Here is a 17,008-nt window from a genome sequence, read left to right on the forward strand (position 1 = left end):
TCATGTCGTCCCGAACGTAGTGAGGGATCTCCTGATGCGTAGACGACATGGTGCAAACATCTTCATGTCGTCCCGAACATAGTGAGGGATCTCCTGATGCGTAGACGATATGGTGCAAACATCTTCATGTCGTCCCGAACATAGTGAGGGATCTCCTGGTGCAGAGACGATATGGTGAAAGAGATGTGGTCTATGCTCATAACGATATTCTGCGCTGGGTATGACATGTTGCGCTCTAAATGAGGTGAGCAACTTTAGGGGAGTTGCTGCCAAGAGTTGGGAGATCCTTCGCTTCGCTCAGGACGACATGCCACAAACATCTTCACGTCGTCCCGAACGTAGTGAAGGATCTCCTGATGCGTAGACGACATGGCGCAAACACCTTCACGTCGTCCCGAACGTAGTGAGGGATCTCCTGATGCATAGACGACATGGCGCAAACATCTTCATGTTGTCCCGAACGTAGTGAGGGATCTCCTGGTGCAGAGAACGATCATTCGCTACACTTAGAAATCCTACATTTTCATGACAAGGCAGTATCACAAGGAATAGTAATGAATAGGCAAGAAGTAAATTATCCTGTTGGATTTAAATACCTTCATTGGCTCATTGCAGTCATCGTAATCGCTATGCTGCTTGGTAGCTATTTTCTTGAAGATCTCCCTGAGCGATACATAGGATTTGCATTCATGTTGCATAAATCCTTTGGCATTACCGTTCTCTTTTTGATGCTCGTTAGGGTAGGGTGGATTTGGCGAAATGGGAAACCGATGTTGCCTGAATCGGTGCCCGTGTGGGAGCGATTTCTTTCAAATTTTGTTCAGTATGCTTTATATTTCTTTTTGATTTTAATGCCATTAAGTGGTTGGATCATGTCGGCCGCTGCGAATAAACCGCCTTATTTTTTCAGCTTGATTCATTTAACCTTACCTGGAATAGAGCCTAATAAAGAATTAGCTCACTTAATGAAGCAGACTCATAATACGGTTGCATGGATTATCATGATTTTACTTGCTTTACATATCGCTGGCGCATTCAAACATTATTTTATTGATAAAGATAGAGTACTGCAGCGTATGTTACCAAGGAGTTGACAGAGATCTCATTAAGTTAATTAAAAATTGAGTTGACTTGTCAAGCTTAAAACTTTGCCAATTTACCCTAATTATTGCTATTGTGTACACATGGGTACTCAAAAAGCTTTGCTTATAAAAACAGAAAATGTATTGAAAATGGGAATGAGAAAATTTCGTTCTCACTTACCTCAGTATTTACTAACTTTTAATCCTGTAGCAATTACCGTCACGGGGAAACAAGAACGTCCTATATTTCAACAAAGCATCATGCAAAAAAATCGGATATTGAGGCTAAGGGAATGAAGCGAAAGGCTTAAGAAGCACTGTTTTGCTATGAGATTCAATAAGCGCTTCATTGGGGTGTTCATGGAGAATACTTATTGCCACTAAATATTGCTCATCTGCAAGCGGAGAATAATCAATGAGCTCACCGATTTCGGTGTTACTGTTGGGAAGAAATAATTTCTTCCCTGCGGTCAGTGGTTCGTTTGTTTCGATGAGAAACAGAGCTACCTCGTGCTTAAGTTTGGCTCGATAGTGAGTGCGTGCGACAATTTCTTGCCCTTTATAGCAGCCCTTATCGAAGCTTAGATGTCCTGATAAGTGCAAATCAATTCGATGAGGTAAGAATAAGCCTCTTGTTTCAGGGTAAATTTCAACGCGCTTATGACGCAATTGCAATTGATGCCAGGCAAGCGAGCCACGGATTTGTTGACTATTTATAAAAGGCTGGGCGAATGCAGATGCTTGTCCTTTAGTCATTAAGATGAGATAGCATTGATTGCCTAAATAGTAACAACAGCACTCCGCTGTACCGCTTAGTGCAAAACGCGTTTCAGGTAGCGTCATATTCTCAGGCAATTGATCGTGTGGATTAGCCAAATAAAAGCCATAAAGCTGATAAGCGGTCGTTTGTTCAACTTTAACCCGACTGAGCATTGCCGTCTTGCTGAGTGAAAATTGTGTTGCAGCGAGCAAATCGTTCGCTAAAATGCATTGCAAACCATGCCAATGGATCACATCAAACAAGGCCAATACACGTCCTTTTAAATTACATATTGCTCCTTGTTGCATCATCTTGTCAGTCACTTTGCGTATGTCACAACTTACTTGACCTTGCAAAAATTCTGCTGCTCGTTCACCGATGAAACGCAATGATCCAAGATAAGAAAGATCAAACAAGTAATTTTTATTTTTTTCAAAATTCAATTCACTGGCTAATGAAGTAAAAACACTCAACGGTCTGCCATTAACTCGGTATTCAGAAAAGTTCATTTTAGTTACTCTTAATATTTGCTGCTTTCGCGAAAATGATATTTTAGCATTTACACCAATGCTAGATTGCGAATGGTATGAAGTTTAGTGTAACATCGCCCATTCTGGCAATTAGGTAATTCAATGAGTAATTCATTAAAAAAAGCCAAACTCTTGTGGCACAGTCGACGAGGCATGCTCGAGCTGGATTTAATTCTCATACCGTTTGTGGAGCGTCAGTTCGATACGATGAACTCAGCACAGATCGCTTCTTTCGAAAAATTACTTGATTGTACGGATCCGGAATTATTCAGTTGGTTAATGGGGCACGCCGAGCCCGTGGACAAGGAATTGAACAATATTGTTGAATTTATCCGAATGCAGGATTACATTAGGTAGGTCGACTCATTACGCCAAACTCGCTTTGTTAATTCATTTGAGCGCAATTCTACTTCTTGCTTATTCTTCCTTTATTCTGCTTTTAAAAATTGCGATCACTGCCTTTCTTTTGTGGCAGCTCATTCGCATTTTTAACAATCCGCTGCCTTACCCAAATTATGTCATGCTCACTTATCACGAGCGCTGGGTGCTTCATGGTCAAGATCATCAGGAACGAATTTATGAGAAGGGAAGGGTAGTGGTTAGCATAGGGCTTTTTTTTCTCTTCGAGTTAAGCGGCAAGAATAAAAAAAAATTGATAGTGATATTTCGAGACCAAATTGAAGAGCATTCTTATCGGCTATTAGGCATCATCGAAAAAATTCAACCTAAGCTGCTGGATTAATAAAAGTCATGTCGTTTGAGATTCTCAAGCTTTTCTGTGCAAAAATCAATTCGCCTAAACCTAGCATTTTGAAGTAGCTTGGGTATAGAATGCACGAATCATGGCAAAACTATAGCCCTTTATGTTGGAAAGTGATCGTCTAGTCAGTGCTAATCCGGCGGCTTCTGAGGAAGCATTGGATCGAGCCATTCGTCCTTTTAGTCTCGACGAATACATCGGGCAAGATGAAGTGCGCTCACAGATGCGTATTTTTATCGACGCGGCAAAAAATCGAAACGATGCGCTCGACCACGTGCTCATTTTTGGACCTCCTGGTTTAGGCAAAACAACGCTTGCCAATATCATTGCCCATGAGATGGGAGTTAATTTACGGCAAACCTCTGGTCCGGTATTAGAACGGGCAGGGGATATCGCTGCCCTTTTAACGAATCTGCAAGAGAACGATGTGTTGTTCATTGATGAGATTCATCGCTTAAGTCCAGTGATTGAAGAAATTCTCTACCCAGCGATGGAGGATTATAAGCTCGATATCATGATTGGCGAAGGGCCTGCTGCACGTTCCATTAAATTGGAACTACCCCCATTTACGCTCGTTGGAGCCACGACGCGAGCAGGCTTGCTCACTTCTCCTCTACGTGATCGTTTTGGTATCGTACAACGCCTTGAATTTTATTCAGTGGATGCGTTGACTTATATTGTGTCTCGTTCAGCACGATTATTAGGAGTAACCACTGAAATTGAAGGCGCTCGTGAAATTGCCAGACGTTCTCGTGGTACACCCCGAATTGCTAACCGTTTATTACGACGGGTCCGCGATTACGCCGAAGTCAAAGGAAAAGGGATTATTACCTTAAACATTGCTGGTCAAGCGCTAGAAATGTTAAATATTGACCAGTATGGTTTTGACATGATGGATAGAAAATTGCTTCAGGCGATTATAGAGCGCTTCGCTGGAGGCCCAGTCGGTATCGATAGTATGGCCGCAGCCATTGGCGAAGAAAAAGGAACGATAGAAGATGTGCTTGAGCCTTACTTAATCCAGCAAGGTTTTTTGATAAGAACGCCCAGGGGGAGAGTGGCCTCTCAACTTGCTTACCAGCATTTTGGATTAACTGCCGTTGAAGAAAATAATTAATGGAAACTAGGAATTCTCACCAGATTAATTTTAGAGTGTATGCAGAGCACACCGATATGATGGGAATCGTGTATCATGCCAATTACCTTTGTTTTTTTGAGCGTGCCAGGACAGAAATGATTCGCAGTTCTGGCTTGTCTTTAACCATGCTTGCAAAGTATGATTGCCATTTTGCAATCAACGAGGTTCTACTTCGTTATCGCTATCCCGCTTATTTGGATGATTTATTGAGCGTGATAACAAAAACAAGCAATATAAAATCATGCAGCATGGTATTTGATCAGGTTATGCATAATCAGGATAATAAGCTAATCTGCGAAGCGCAAATCAGCGTGGTGTGTGTAAATAATAAGATGAAACCAAGGCGCTTACCTGAGAATTTATTTAAATCTGATAGCTAAAAATAGTGTTGGTTGGAGGAAAAAAACGTGGTAAACCATGCAAGTGTACTAGGTTATTTTATGCAAGCTGGCCTAGTCGTTAAGACAGTGATGATGATTCTGCTGATCGCATCCATAATCTCATGGACGCTTATCCTGCAAAGAGCGTGGTATTTCAAGCGTAAGAAACAACAATGTGAAGGATTTGTAAGGCGTTTTTGGGACAGTAGTGATTTGAGCAAACTCTATGCAGATATCGATAGTAATGTGGACGACAGACAAGGATTAGCCGCTATTTTTCATGCGGGGTTTAAAGAATACGTGCGCTCCCGTAAATTAGGGCACGTAACCTTAGAACCCATCCAGCGCGTCATGCAAATCAGCCACACTAAAGAAGCCATGCAATTGGAACAACATCTGCCCTTTTTCGCTTCTGTAGGCTCTATCGCACCTTATGTGGGTCTGTTTGGGACAGTGTGGGGGATTATGACTTCTTTCCAAGCCTTAGGACAAGCTCAACAAGCCACTATCGCAATGGTAGCTCCCGGTATTTCAGAAGCTTTGGTAGCCACCGCACTGGGACTGTTTACTGCAATTCCTGCAGTTATCGCTTATAACCGCTACAGTACTCGTGCATCTAACTTACTCGAACGCTACGATTTATTTCAGGATGAACTCGTCTCGCTGATTGAGCAACAAACTGCTGCGCCGATGAGAGGATAAGTCATGTTAAGAAGAAAAAAGACGAGTGCTCGCCCAATCGCTGAAATCAATGTGGTTCCTTATATCGATGTCATGTTGGTATTGCTCGTCATTTTTATGATCACAGCACCTATGTTAACGCAGGGTGTTACTGTGGATTTACCTAAGGCAGCAAGCGAAACCTTGAAATCAACTGACAGAGAACCCATTATCGTTTCAGTTAATCAGCAGGGTGATTATTTTCTTAATATTCATAGTGATCCTGCTAGCCCAATTGCACCGCAAGCTTTGAAAGTCCGAGTAGCAGCTGAATTAGAGTTAGCGCGACAATCTAAACAGGTATTAAATGTGTTGGTGAAAGGTGACCAAGGCGTTCCCTATGGAAAAGTGGTTATGGCAATGAGCTTATTAAAACAAGCAGGAGCTGAGCAAGTGGGTTTAATAACGGATTCGTCTGAGATGGGGCAGGAGAATCGGGGGTGATTGTGGATCAAAGTTATCGCAAGTCGTTTATTGCGGCCGTTTTATTTCATCTTTTTCTGGGTCTAGCCTTATTAGTAGACACCACGACTCATCAGCGCCCAGTGTTAACACCGGAAGCGAAAAACGAGCCTAGCCAGGCATTGCCCATCGAGCAATCTGCTCAACCGAAAGACGAGGTTGTAAAAGCGGTGAGTGTGGATAATCGCGAAGTGATGGAGACAGTGCAGCGTTTAAAACAAGAGCGCACCAATCAATTAAAGGCGGAGCAAGCAAGACAAAACGCTTTGCTTAAACAGGCTGAAATGGCACGTAAAGCACGCTTACAAGAGCAGCAACGCTTAGCGAAATTAAAAGAGGAAGCTGAGAAAGTTGCTATTGCTCGAAAAAAGCAAATTGAAGAAGAAAAACGCCGATTAAAGCAGCTAGCTGAGCAAAAAGCACAAGAAGCAAAACGGATTGAGGAACTTAAAGCTAAGCAACAACAATTAAAGAAACAACAAGAAGAGACCGAAAAGCTCGCTTTATTAAAGCAAAAACAAGCTGAAGAGAAAGCGAGACTCGATAAGGTTAACGAAGAAAAAGCTAAAGAAGAGCTTGCTCGAGCTGAAAAAGCGAAAGCAGAAGCCGAGCAACAACGTCAAGCTGCTCTTCAACAGCAAGCAGCAGCTGATGCAGCAAAAAAAGCGCATCTCGCAGGTGAAGTGGATAAATACAAGGCCATGATTGTTAATGCGATAAGCCGACAATGGATTTTGCCTGAAAATGTGGACAGTAGTTTGTCAAGTCAATTTAGAATTCGTCTCGCACCGGATGGTGCTGTTCTGGAAGTAAGCTTAATGCGTAGCAGCGGTGATTCGGTTTTAGATCGCTCCGCACAAACTGCTATTTATAAGGCGTCGCCACTACCAGTACCGAGTGATCCTGAGACTTTTAATTTATTCCGTGATATCAGTTTAACTGTACGGCCAGAAAATGTTAGGGGGTAACGTGTTAATTAGACGTTTGATTGCAGCAGCATTCCTATTTTTTCCAGTTCTACTGTTCGCAGTTGATTTAGAAGTGACTCAAGGTATTAACTCAGCACTACCTATTGGCATTGAACCCTTTGGTTATGACGAAATCGGACAGCAATTAACCGATGTAATCAACGCTGATTTCCGATTTTCAGGCCAGTTTAAAATTATTCCAGCACCTCAAGGGCGCCCCCTTGCAGTTAGTGTGTGGCGCGAGGCGGGTGCTGACAGTGTGCTATCCGGGCAAATAACCCGAATTGGTTATAATCGTTATGATGTGAGTTATAAATTATTCGATGCGGTAGCTCAAGGTAAAGTGTTACTGGCAAAAAACTATCAAATTAGTGCACATGATGCTCGCGCGCTCGCGCATCATATCAGCGATGAGGTGTATGAAAAACTGACAGGTGAGCGTGGTGTTTTCTCTACACGTATTGCCTATATTCTTGTGCAGCGGACTAACGCTGAGAAGGCAAAATATTTTCTTGAGGTCGCTGATTTTGATGGTTATAACCCACAAAGTTTGCTTGTTTCAACAGAGCCAATCATGTCGCCTGTTTGGTCGCCTGATGGTCGACAAATTGCTTATGTGTCATTTGAAAAAAAGAAAGCACAAATTTTTACCGTGTCAGTTGAATCAGGTAAGCGGCGTTTATTAACTGATTTTGTGGGCATCAATAATGCTCCAGCTTGGTCACCTGATGGTCGCAATCTTGCAGTGGTTTTATCGAAGGGAGGCTCTCCTAAAATTTACAGTGTCGACTTAAGTAGCGGTTACATGAAGCAATTAACCTTCGGGGATGCCATTGATACCGAGCCTCGCTATTCGCCAGATGGAAAATCAATGCTCTTTACTTCGGGACGAGGCGGTTCGCCGCAAATTTACCGATTGTCTTTGGTTGATGGAAGGATCGAGCGTATGACCTATGATGGAAACTACAATGCACGTGCTTCTTTTACGCCGGATCAAAAGCACATTGTGATGATGCATCGCGGCGAAGATCGATCGTTTAATATAGGAATACAAAATACAGATAATAATAGCCAAATCAGCCCATTAACCTCTTCTCCAGCAGACGAGTCGCCTTCTGTAGCTCCAAACGGTCGGTTAGTGCTCTATGCCACTCGGATTAATGATAAAGGTGTATTAGCGGTGGTATCGATTGATGGCCGCACCACAATGCGGTTACCGGCAAGGAATGGGGATGTTCAAGAGCCAGCTTGGTCACCTTATCTTGGTTAAGTAAAGTGAGAAACCGCTGGTTGTGTTTCCTCCTTATGTTGGTCGTCAATAACGGTTATTGTTGGAATGCCCTAGGTCACCGTTTGGTAGCCCAAATTGCTTATCATCATTTGACTGATCATGCTAAGCAAACTTATAACCGTTATAACCATGCTTTAGACAAAGTTTATCGAAAGCAAAATTTGGTGAACTCAGCTGCCTGGATGGACAGCCTACGCTTTCGTAAAGAAGTATGGCTACAGGAAAAGCATTATATTGACCAGCCTTTTTCTGCGGATGGCACCAAGGTCATTCTTCCTGCTAAGGTTAATGCGGTGTCAGCAATTGAAGAAGCAAAGACGGTTTTACGAGGCCATTCAAGTGATTTCGACAAAGGATTTAGCTTAAGGGTCCTATTGCATGTAGTGGGTGATCTTCATCAACCTTTGCACGCAATCAATCAATTTAGTGTCCAATATCCAAGAGGGGATAAGGGAGGCAATCTTGTCCATTTAGGAAAAAATTCGGTCGCAGCCAATTTGCATGCTTATTGGGATAGGGGAGGAGGATCCCTCTACAAGAAACAGTCCTATAAGCAACTGATTAAAATAGCCTATCGTATTGAAGAAGTATGGCCCTGCCAGTTAGAAAAGATGAATTTAGAACCAAAGAGTTGGGCAAAAGAATCTTACCAGATTGCAATTCAAAAAGCTTACCTAGTAAAACCTGGGCAGAAGCCGGATAAAAAATATCAGCACATGGTCAAGCGTGTAACTGAGCAAAGAATAGCTCTCGCTGGTTGTCGTTTGGCAGCCTTGCTTAATGCATTGGCAGAAAAAGACTAATGTCAAGACTTGGTAGTACCTTGCTTCAGAGATCACTGCCAAGAGTTTGGAGGTCCCTCGCTTTTGCTCGGGATGACAAGGGAGGTGTCGTCCTGAGCGAAGCGAAGGATCTCCTTGATGGAGCTCCTGCCAAGAGTCGTGAAGTCCTTCGCTTTGCTCAGGACGACGAAGTGCAGGGAGGGAGCCCGATTCTTCTTGCTAGTCAAGCCAGATCGTTGAATATTAATTAGTTCAATTGAGGATAATTGACTGTCTCAATTTCATCTAATATACCATTAATTTTACTGACAGCAGCGGTATTACCCCAAGCTCCTGTAATCACGAAATTACTACGATGCTGATTAAACAGTGGTTGTTTTTTTGCCCATTCTAACAATGCTATTTTTTCTTGGATATCCTCGATCAAATCGGCTTCTTTAAATAATTTTGTTAATGCAAAATCCCGGATTTCTTTAACCGTATCACCCCAAGTCCGCGTATTTTTAATCCCAAAAAACTGGTCCCAGTTAGGGTTTCTATGGGTATTAAATAGATTTTCTTTGGCACTGCAAATATCGAATATCATGCTCAATTGAGCGACATTTAATTCATTTGTATCGGTTGAAGTCAATTTAGTTGTAAGTTCACGTAATAAAACGGGTTTCTCCAAGCTAGGGCTTTCAGCAATGAGTTTTCTCACATAATCCATTGATTGGACCAATAAACACCATGTCTGCGGTGGATAAGTTAAGCTAGACCGAGTGGCTAAATCAGTACTGGCGCAGCCAATGCTATTTCCATTCTCGTCAGAGGTAAGAGGAGGAAGAGATTTCTCTTGCGAAAGAGAGGTTATAATATCATCCAACTCTTTTTCTGAAACTTCCTTTTCAATGCGGGCTAAAAGAGCTGATCTATGTTGAGGATTACTGATGAGCGCGCGAACCAATTCTTTTTTATGATTGGGCACTTGCATAATAGCGATGGTTGCACAATCACCCAATCCTTTTCGTTGTAAATCCTGGGCTAATAGTTTAGCCGGGCATGTATTGATATTGTAATGGATATCCTCTTGCGATTCTTGTAAATACCGTTGTAAATCATCCGCTATACCGGGTCCGCTATCACCACTTTGACGAATCTCCTCTAACCACACTGAAATGGTATAAGCTTCATAGTCTACTCTACTCAAAAACGATTTTTTTAAAAGCGTTTCACTAAAGGGTTGTAGTGCCTGAATTAGCTCTTGGAACTTATTTCTTTTCGTGCAAGCAAGTAGGCTGAGCCCTGTAAGAAGATTTTCACCGAGTTGAACGATTGTCTCGAGTTCTCTAATTAACTTGTCAAAATAAAATAGAGCCTTAGAGGTAAGTTGATGTGCACGATAAGTTTGTCCATCGACTTCATGTTGCTCTTTCGTGCATTCGAATTCACCCCAAATACCGTCAGTCATTTGGATAATGATATCGTCTTCCTTAATGGTGTCGAGCTCGATGAACTCAGCAGCGACTGCCACATTATCCTCTGTTAAATCTTGGACAGAGTTAGGGATATACTGAGAGAAGCCACCCATTTGATGACGCTGATAATCGCGTGCAGCCACTACCTGTTTTATGTCTCCTGTTTTTCCGTCAATAACGACAATCATTCCATCACCCACGTTTCCTATGATTGCTTTCATGGCACCATTGGGTTGACGATAAATAACAGTTGCTGCTAAAGAAGATTTAGAATTATAGGTAGGCGATAATTTGCTTTTTTTCGACTCTTCACCGGCTTCTAGCATGAGTTGCTGCACAGTATCTGTATCAAATGTTGTCAATTGTTTGCTTTTATTGACAAATGATTCACAAGCACTCGAGCTGACCAAAGCAGTGCTAAGATTTTCTTGCTTATCAGCAGAATGGTCCAATCCATCAGCAGTCGCCATAGTTAAGCCGATTCTTACACCATGCTCATCATAAAGGTAATCAGTGACACTGGCATCCAGTACACCGTAGGTATTCTCGCTGGTCGCATTAGAATAGGTGCTTCCCGATACAATGAGGGATTGAGTATTTCCAAAAAAATTAAATCGCTCCTGCAAAAATTCTCGAAAGCTATATTCATAGGAAAAGGGGCGGTTCTTTGTACGGGCTAATAGAACTTTTTGTTGATCTCTTACATCATGCTTACCCATTGTAACTCCTATCCAATATGGCCGAATTTAGTTTGTGGATGAAATCGTAGAAGAGTACCATTTTTTATAGTTTTATGTCAAAAATTTAATCAAAAAGAGTGATTGAGAAACATGTAATCTGTTTGTATTATGTCCATCATAAGTTTTTATGGATTTAAAACCCGTTTTAAAAACAAATAACCTCTTGATTAATGATTATAATTCATTTTGTCGTTATTTTAAAAAGCACGAACAAAGTTCAATGCAAAGAATTACCAAAAATTTAAAGTTCTTAAGGTTAACTTAAGCTTTCTCATATATCTTATGCCCATTCATCCTAATCCGGAAACCTTTCATGGGTAGGAAAAAGCTTAGAATACCAACGAAAAGTAATGCGTTTACTTCTTTAGCTGTAAGCCCCTTAGGGCAAATTATGATGCACTTGCAGAATAGGCTACAAGAGCTTATTCAGAAAAATAAGCAGCGCAAAGAGCAATCTACTCTCGAAAAAAAGTATGCAACGCAACGCCTCAAAGATATAAAGATCATTCTTGATAAGGTTATTGAATTATTTTTGTCCTTTGATAATGGAAACCAGCCCAGTAAACTTTCCCTTGTAAAAGATGGTATTTCGCTCTTCAGCCGGTTAGAGGATGCCAAAGAATTCGACACTCCGGTTAATGTATTCTATAGAATTACGCTGGAGCGGTTGCATAATGCAATAAAAAATAGCCGGCCAAACACCCCACGTCTTACCGCTACTAATATCCCCGAATTTAAAAATCGATTAAAAAAAGAATTAAGAAAAGAAACTGAAAAATGCTATGCAGAAGCACTGCAAATTCCCGGTTGTAATTTAGAGCACTACTTCTCGATTATTGAAGAGGTGATCGACGCATTTGATTTAGTGGAACAGGAGCCCTTTGACGTCAAGGATTTAGAGAAACGTTTTATTAAAGAAATCAAGTATGCGTTATTTGATGACAAAGGATACGCACCTCAAGCATTAATCATTAGTCATCCTTCCATGTACCATCTGGTCATTGAATTGCTTGATTTGCTTAGTCAACTTCCTGATGAGTTAGAAGATTTAGTTACTTTTCTAAATCCCAAAGCATTTACGCTGGACATAAGAAATAGTGCCTTATCCGCATTCATTCCCGATCGATTTAGTGACCTAAAAATTTCAGTTGAGCATGCGCCAAGCAACCCGCAACAGACACAAGGCGGACAAGGTTGTCAGGGATTAAAAGAGTTGCGTTATAAAGTTACTAACAATAGCGGAAGTGAAATCTATCATAATTTTCAAGATTATTATAATGATTTTTTAGTATCGACCAAAAATTTCCTTTCTTATTCACTTCAAACTTATTTAGAGAATTATGCGCAAACCCCTCACGTAAAAAGTGAGCTAGCAAAAATGAGCTTGCTTCAAGAATTTGTTGAACAAGAAGCTCGATTAGCGTCAAGCCATTTAGAAGAAGCGAGGCAGCTTCATGGGGCGTTTGATGAGTTTCACACCCTCCTGGCTAATGAACGGGCTCCTTCGGTAAAAGTCAAGTTATTGCATGAAAGAATGAGTAGCTTGGATCAAACTATTGCACAATTAGCTTATTTATTAGAAAGAAATAAGGATTATGAACTAAAAAAATTGAATGGCTTGATAGCGACTTATCCAACATTACTTAATGATTTGCAAAGGGCTAAAGTGCAACAGTTGGATGTTTCATACAGCACAGAGCAATTGCCGGAAGTGATTATCGCATTTAATGAGCAAACTGAGCTTGATGTTGTTCCTGTTAAAGACAAACTTAAATTAAAAAATCCTGAATATGAAGAGATAATTTCATTGCTGTCTTATTTTAGAAGTGAGAAAGCAAAACTTGCTGATCAGCTACAGCAAGAGGTAAAAGTCTGGCAAGAACAGGCAGTTATTCGCTGGAAAATGGAGAATGATGGATGGATAAGTGAGCTTAATGGATTAATTCTTGAAGAGCTGGACATGCCAAGCGATAGTGGTGATGTTGAGAATATACCTATTGATAAACGACTTGTTGTGATTAATGAATTATTGCTTGATGTGAGCGCTCGACAGAAAAAAGCTCAGCACGGTCTCGAAACAGTGAAAAGCATTGAGCAAAACCTAGCCGGTTCCATCCAATCCTTTGAACTTCTTCTAACGGTTGCGCCCGTGACCAACAAAGAGCTTAATGCTTGCTATGAGCAAAGTAAAATGCACGTTGAGCATTATAGAAATAGGCTACAAGAGGCTGCTGCAAATTTAGAGCAATGGCATGAGAAATTGGAGATTAAGCGGAATAAAGCTAAGGCTGCACAGGAGTTGGCGGAAACGATGAAGTCTTCTGATCCCTCAGTGATCCTTTCATTAAGGGAGAGTAAAAAAAGACAGCTTGCATTTATGGAAAGTGAATTAGCAATCCAATTGGTTGAAGAAAAATCCAAAAAAGAGCGGCATCGAGATAAAGTAGCACTGCTTCATTTAAATAGTGATCCTTTAGCCAATCCTGATCCATTATCGACACTCGAAGAAGAGTTTTTCAAAAAGAAAAATCGATTCACCAGTCAGTGCGCGGAAGCGTTGCAAAAAATTAAACTATTATTAGCGCACAGAAAAGAGTATCAAACAACACACGATCCTGAATTTATTCTAAGTGATGAAAATTTAAAAACGTCTGAGGGGATCAATACTCTCGTAACCTGGCTAGGAGAAATTACAGCGGAGGAAAGCAACAGTAGAACAGAACCTTCTGTCCCTTTCAAACTAAAAAGTGAGCTACTCCCTTTTTGTAATTTGGCAAAAACATTAAGAACACTTAGTCAAGATATCGAACACTTTAAAAATCAGCGTAAGCAGTATGCTAAAGAGGTGCAATTGCTCGTTGAAGACATTAAACAATTAAGCATAAATACACAGGTGAAGCAGGATGAGCTGAAAGATTTAACTAAGGAGATAGCTGTTCTTGATAAAATGGTCCTTTTATTAGTCGGCAATCAAGAAATAGGAAGACAAATTGCTGAGTTGGACAACTTAATTCTCGAATTCAATACCATTAAGTTGCTTAATCAACATCAAGAAAAACTGCTTAGTTCTTTAACCGCTGCGCGAGAAGAGTTATCAAAACTTGAAAACTTATTAAAAACCGCAAAAATCGAAGCGGCTAATAATCCTGTGTATGAAGATAATTTTAATCAAATCCAAAAAATTCTTGCCCATTCAAAGGAAAAACTTGAACTGCTTTTCAATACTATTTGTCATAAAAAGCAAAATGATTTAGATGCTTTTTTAATTAAAATTGAAAATGAGGTAAAGGAGATTTTTTCTGATGAAAATTCTGACGATAGCAATCTAGCTGGTCAATTAACAACATGGAATAATCGGCTAACTCAATGTTCAGTATTATCGGAAAAAATGAAACTTTATTTTCTTAAAATTGAATTTTTGCAGAGAGATTTATCCCATGTTGCTGATGAAAAACGAAAAGCAGAAATTACCAGCAAACTTGATCAATTTAATGAATTAGACAAACGTGTTAAAACGTTGTACACAGAATCATTAGCACAAGTTGACTCTCTTCTTTGTAAAATTGATGCTGAACTTCAGCAAAATCAAATGTGTGCAAATCTACTGTTTGCAGAATCTAAAGCGAGCTGGGAGACGAATGTTGCTGTAGTTGAGAAAGTGAGTCGCTATTTAAATGCATTTCCAATGGTCGGATTAACCCTCTTAAAAGCCACGTTAGAAACGCTGTCGTCACCACCTACCGAGTCGATGCAAAAAATTGCTCGTTTAGTTGAGGAATTTACTCAATTAAACGAAAAAATTGGAATTAAAAGTACAATTAATTCCCGATTAGGGAAGCGCATTGAAGAGAGGGAAGAGGTTGTTGCTGATTTTATAGCGCAACTTACTCGTTATGAAGATGAACGTCGAAAAAAATACCGTTATAAAGATCGATTGTTTCCCCAAGACCAACAGCGTAGATTGTCCTTTATAGAGAAAATCATAAAGGCTTTGGAATGCTATAAAGACACGGGTAACAGTGAGGCGCTATTAACCTCTATCTGCAACGAAAAAGAAACATTTCATGGTTTCAGTTTACGATCATTGCTTAATCGTTTTGTTGTAAAAATTAATGAACTCAATAAGCAAATTCCTGATAATTATGAATTGAATTCAAGTGAAGATTTAAAAGAAGCAAATGCTGACCTGCATGAGCAAGCAGAGGCAATTCTTAATACATTGAATTCAAGTGACCCCGAATTAGTTACCCAGATTAAAAAACTTTATGTTGAAATTGGAGAGCTTGAAAAATTTGGTGATTCGATTGCGGACAATTATAAAGAAAACGCGAATGTTGCTAAAAAATTAGCCGAAGCTCTGCAGGGAAAAGTGGATCAATTTCTCCTGGATAATCAACATAAATTTACCGATAAAGCGGCTTCACTCAGTGATAAAAAATTCTTTACAAAGTTCCATATGGACTTTATTTGTCATATTCACAGCAGGGATGAGATCATGAGTCAACACACTGCATGGCTACCTTTACTGGCAAATATTGCTCTTGCTTCGCTGGCTGTATTTACTTTAGGATTAGCGATCCCTGCAAAACAGTACATTACTGAAGTAACGACGGGAGAGGCGAGATTTTTCTGCCGGACAGATGGACTCTCGCATGTGGATGCGATTGAAAAAAGAGCAGAAAATTTGATCGCGGCGATAGCGTAAAAACAGCAGTATATCTAAAGCCCCTACGTACCGCGCTTCGTGCGGTACGTATCCACTGAACTTATTTCATTAAAACAGTAAAAAGCAGAGATATAGTTGACCGATTTAAACATCAAGGCTTTTGCAAAGCCTCAATCACTGCGCCTAAAAATCGTGTCGCTTCACCACCTGTCACTGCTCGATGATCAAAGCTTAGCGATAAGGGTAGTAGGCGATGCGTTTCCACTTTGCCATGAGAGGCGACTACTCCTTGGTACAAGCGGCCTACTGCAAGAATAGCCACCATAGGAGGAACGATGATGGGGCTTGCGAAACGACCAGCAAACTTACCGAAATTGGATAAAGTGATTGTTGCTCCTTTTAGTTTTTCTGGTGCGACAACTCGTTCGAATACCGCCTTTTTATAGTCATCAATCATTTTCCGTAATTGCTCGTCAGAATGAGTCGCGGCATTATGGATGACAGGAACAAACAATCCTTCACTGCTGTCCATAGCTATGCCTAAGTTGACTTCACTAAAACATTTTCTTGCACTGTGCGCCGTATCGAACCAGGCGTTAAGAGCAGGCTCTTGTTCACAAGCATGAATAATAGCGCGAACTAAACGCACGGTAATATCGGTTCCTGTTGACCAGCCCTCGATGTCCGCTTCATCAAAAATACTAACAGGAACTATTTCTTGATGTGATTGCACCATACTGTTGAGCATGGCTCGGCGTACGCCGCGTAACGCTTCATAACCTTCTGGCAGTTGGGCTTTTTTCTCTGCAGCAGCTTGCACATCTTCACGAGTAATCATGCCGTGCTCACCACTGCCTTTTAGCGAGCTAAGCTCGACACCTAATTTTTTTGCCATTAAGCGCACTGCAGGGGTCGTTTTGATTCGTTGTGAGCTTTTGCTGCCAGAGCCAATGATGAAGTTGTCTTCACTCATATCCGTGCTCTCTTCAAGATTACCCACCACTGTCCCTTTGTCGACTTTCTTAGCACTTTCAACCCCTGCTTCAAAGCCAACTAACGGTTCACCCGTTTTGATGACATCGCCAGGTTTACCGAACAGCTTAATGATTTTGCCATTTTGAGGACAGGGCACATCAACGACTGCTTTCGCTGTTTCCATGGAAACAAGCGGTTGGTCGGCCGTCACTGTATCGCCTTCTTTAACAAACCATTCATGAATTTCTGCATCGGGCAACCCTTCGCCTAAATCAGGTAAATTGAAAATATTCATCA

14 protein-coding genes are annotated in these 17,008 nt (G+C 40.9%); 11 read left to right on the top strand and 3 right to left on the bottom strand.

The window, feature by feature from the left end:
• Nucleotides 1-554: 554 nt before the first annotated feature.
• Entirely contained in the window at nt 555-1,094 is a 540-nt protein-coding gene (locus B5D33_RS04060; RefSeq protein ID WP_058453860.1) for a cytochrome b, read from the top strand.
• Between the two features lie 273 nt (nt 1,095-1,367).
• Here B5D33_RS04060 and ygfZ read toward each other — a convergent pair whose 3' ends face one another.
• Entirely contained in the window at nt 1,368-2,351 is a 984-nt protein-coding gene (gene ygfZ, locus B5D33_RS04070) for a CAF17-like 4Fe-4S cluster assembly/insertion protein YgfZ (RefSeq protein ID WP_058453858.1), read from the bottom strand.
• Between the two features lie 123 nt (nt 2,352-2,474).
• Between ygfZ and B5D33_RS04075 the strand changes: the two genes are divergently transcribed.
• The 9 genes from B5D33_RS04075 (at nt 2,475) to B5D33_RS04115 (ending at nt 8,894) form a co-directional block, all read left to right on the top strand.
• A complete protein-coding gene (locus B5D33_RS04075; protein WP_058453857.1) occupies nt 2,475-2,729 on the top strand; it encodes an FAD assembly factor SdhE in 255 nt (84 codons plus the stop codon).
• Nucleotides 2,692-3,114 (top strand): protein YgfX, encoded by a 423-nt coding sequence (locus tag B5D33_RS04080; protein WP_133140990.1) that lies wholly within the window; start codon nt 2,692-2,694, stop codon nt 3,112-3,114. The genes B5D33_RS04075 and B5D33_RS04080 overlap by 38 nt, the downstream gene beginning before the upstream one ends.
• A gap of 121 nt (nt 3,115-3,235) precedes the next feature.
• Entirely contained in the window at nt 3,236-4,249 is a 1,014-nt protein-coding gene (gene ruvB / locus B5D33_RS04085) for a Holliday junction branch migration DNA helicase RuvB (protein ID WP_058453855.1), read from the top strand.
• A complete protein-coding gene (locus tag B5D33_RS04090; RefSeq protein WP_058453854.1) occupies nt 4,249-4,650 on the top strand; it encodes a YbgC/FadM family acyl-CoA thioesterase in 402 nt (133 codons plus the stop codon). Before ruvB ends, B5D33_RS04090 begins: the two co-directional genes overlap by 1 nt.
• Before the next feature lie 27 nt (nt 4,651-4,677).
• Nucleotides 4,678-5,352, top strand: a complete 675-nt coding sequence (gene tolQ, locus B5D33_RS04095) for a protein TolQ (RefSeq protein ID WP_058453853.1) — start codon at nt 4,678-4,680, stop codon at nt 5,350-5,352.
• Between the two features lie 3 nt (nt 5,353-5,355).
• Entirely contained in the window at nt 5,356-5,814 is a 459-nt protein-coding gene (gene tolR / locus B5D33_RS04100) for a protein TolR (RefSeq protein WP_058453852.1), read from the top strand.
• Nucleotides 5,811-6,800, top strand: a complete 990-nt coding sequence (tolA, locus tag B5D33_RS04105; protein WP_058453851.1) for a cell envelope integrity protein TolA — start codon at nt 5,811-5,813, stop codon at nt 6,798-6,800. Before tolR ends, tolA begins: the two co-directional genes overlap by 4 nt.
• A 7-nt stretch (nt 6,801-6,807) precedes the next feature.
• Complete coding sequence (gene tolB, locus B5D33_RS04110; protein WP_234802458.1) at nt 6,808-8,070, top strand: Tol-Pal system beta propeller repeat protein TolB; 1,263 nt, start codon at nt 6,808-6,810, stop codon at nt 8,068-8,070.
• The gene (locus tag B5D33_RS04115) at nt 8,049-8,894 is read left to right on the top strand and encodes a S1/P1 nuclease (protein ID WP_133140991.1); all 846 of its coding nucleotides are present in this window, start codon (nt 8,049-8,051) and stop codon (nt 8,892-8,894) included. Before tolB ends, B5D33_RS04115 begins: the two co-directional genes overlap by 22 nt.
• A gap of 226 nt (nt 8,895-9,120) precedes the next feature.
• On the opposite strand, the gene B5D33_RS04125 is transcribed toward B5D33_RS04115, so the two are convergent.
• Nucleotides 9,121-11,049, bottom strand: coding sequence for a protein phosphatase 2C domain-containing protein (locus B5D33_RS04125; protein WP_058453847.1), 1,929 nt, complete (start codon nt 11,047-11,049; stop codon nt 9,121-9,123).
• A 334-nt stretch (nt 11,050-11,383) separates the two neighbouring features.
• On the opposite strand from B5D33_RS04125, the gene B5D33_RS04130 reads away from it, so the two are divergent.
• Nucleotides 11,384-15,775 (top strand): hypothetical protein, encoded by a 4,392-nt coding sequence (locus B5D33_RS04130; protein ID WP_058453846.1) that lies wholly within the window; start codon nt 11,384-11,386, stop codon nt 15,773-15,775.
• A gap of 112 nt (nt 15,776-15,887) precedes the next feature.
• Here B5D33_RS04130 and B5D33_RS04135 read toward each other — a convergent pair whose 3' ends face one another.
• Complete coding sequence (locus B5D33_RS04135) at nt 15,888-17,006, bottom strand: dihydrolipoamide acetyltransferase family protein (protein WP_058453845.1); 1,119 nt, start codon at nt 17,004-17,006, stop codon at nt 15,888-15,890.
• Nucleotides 17,007-17,008: the final 2 nt, after the last annotated feature.

Source organism: Legionella maceachernii, from assembly GCF_900167045.1.
Classification (GTDB): Bacteria; Pseudomonadota; Gammaproteobacteria; order Legionellales; family Legionellaceae; genus Tatlockia; species Tatlockia maceachernii.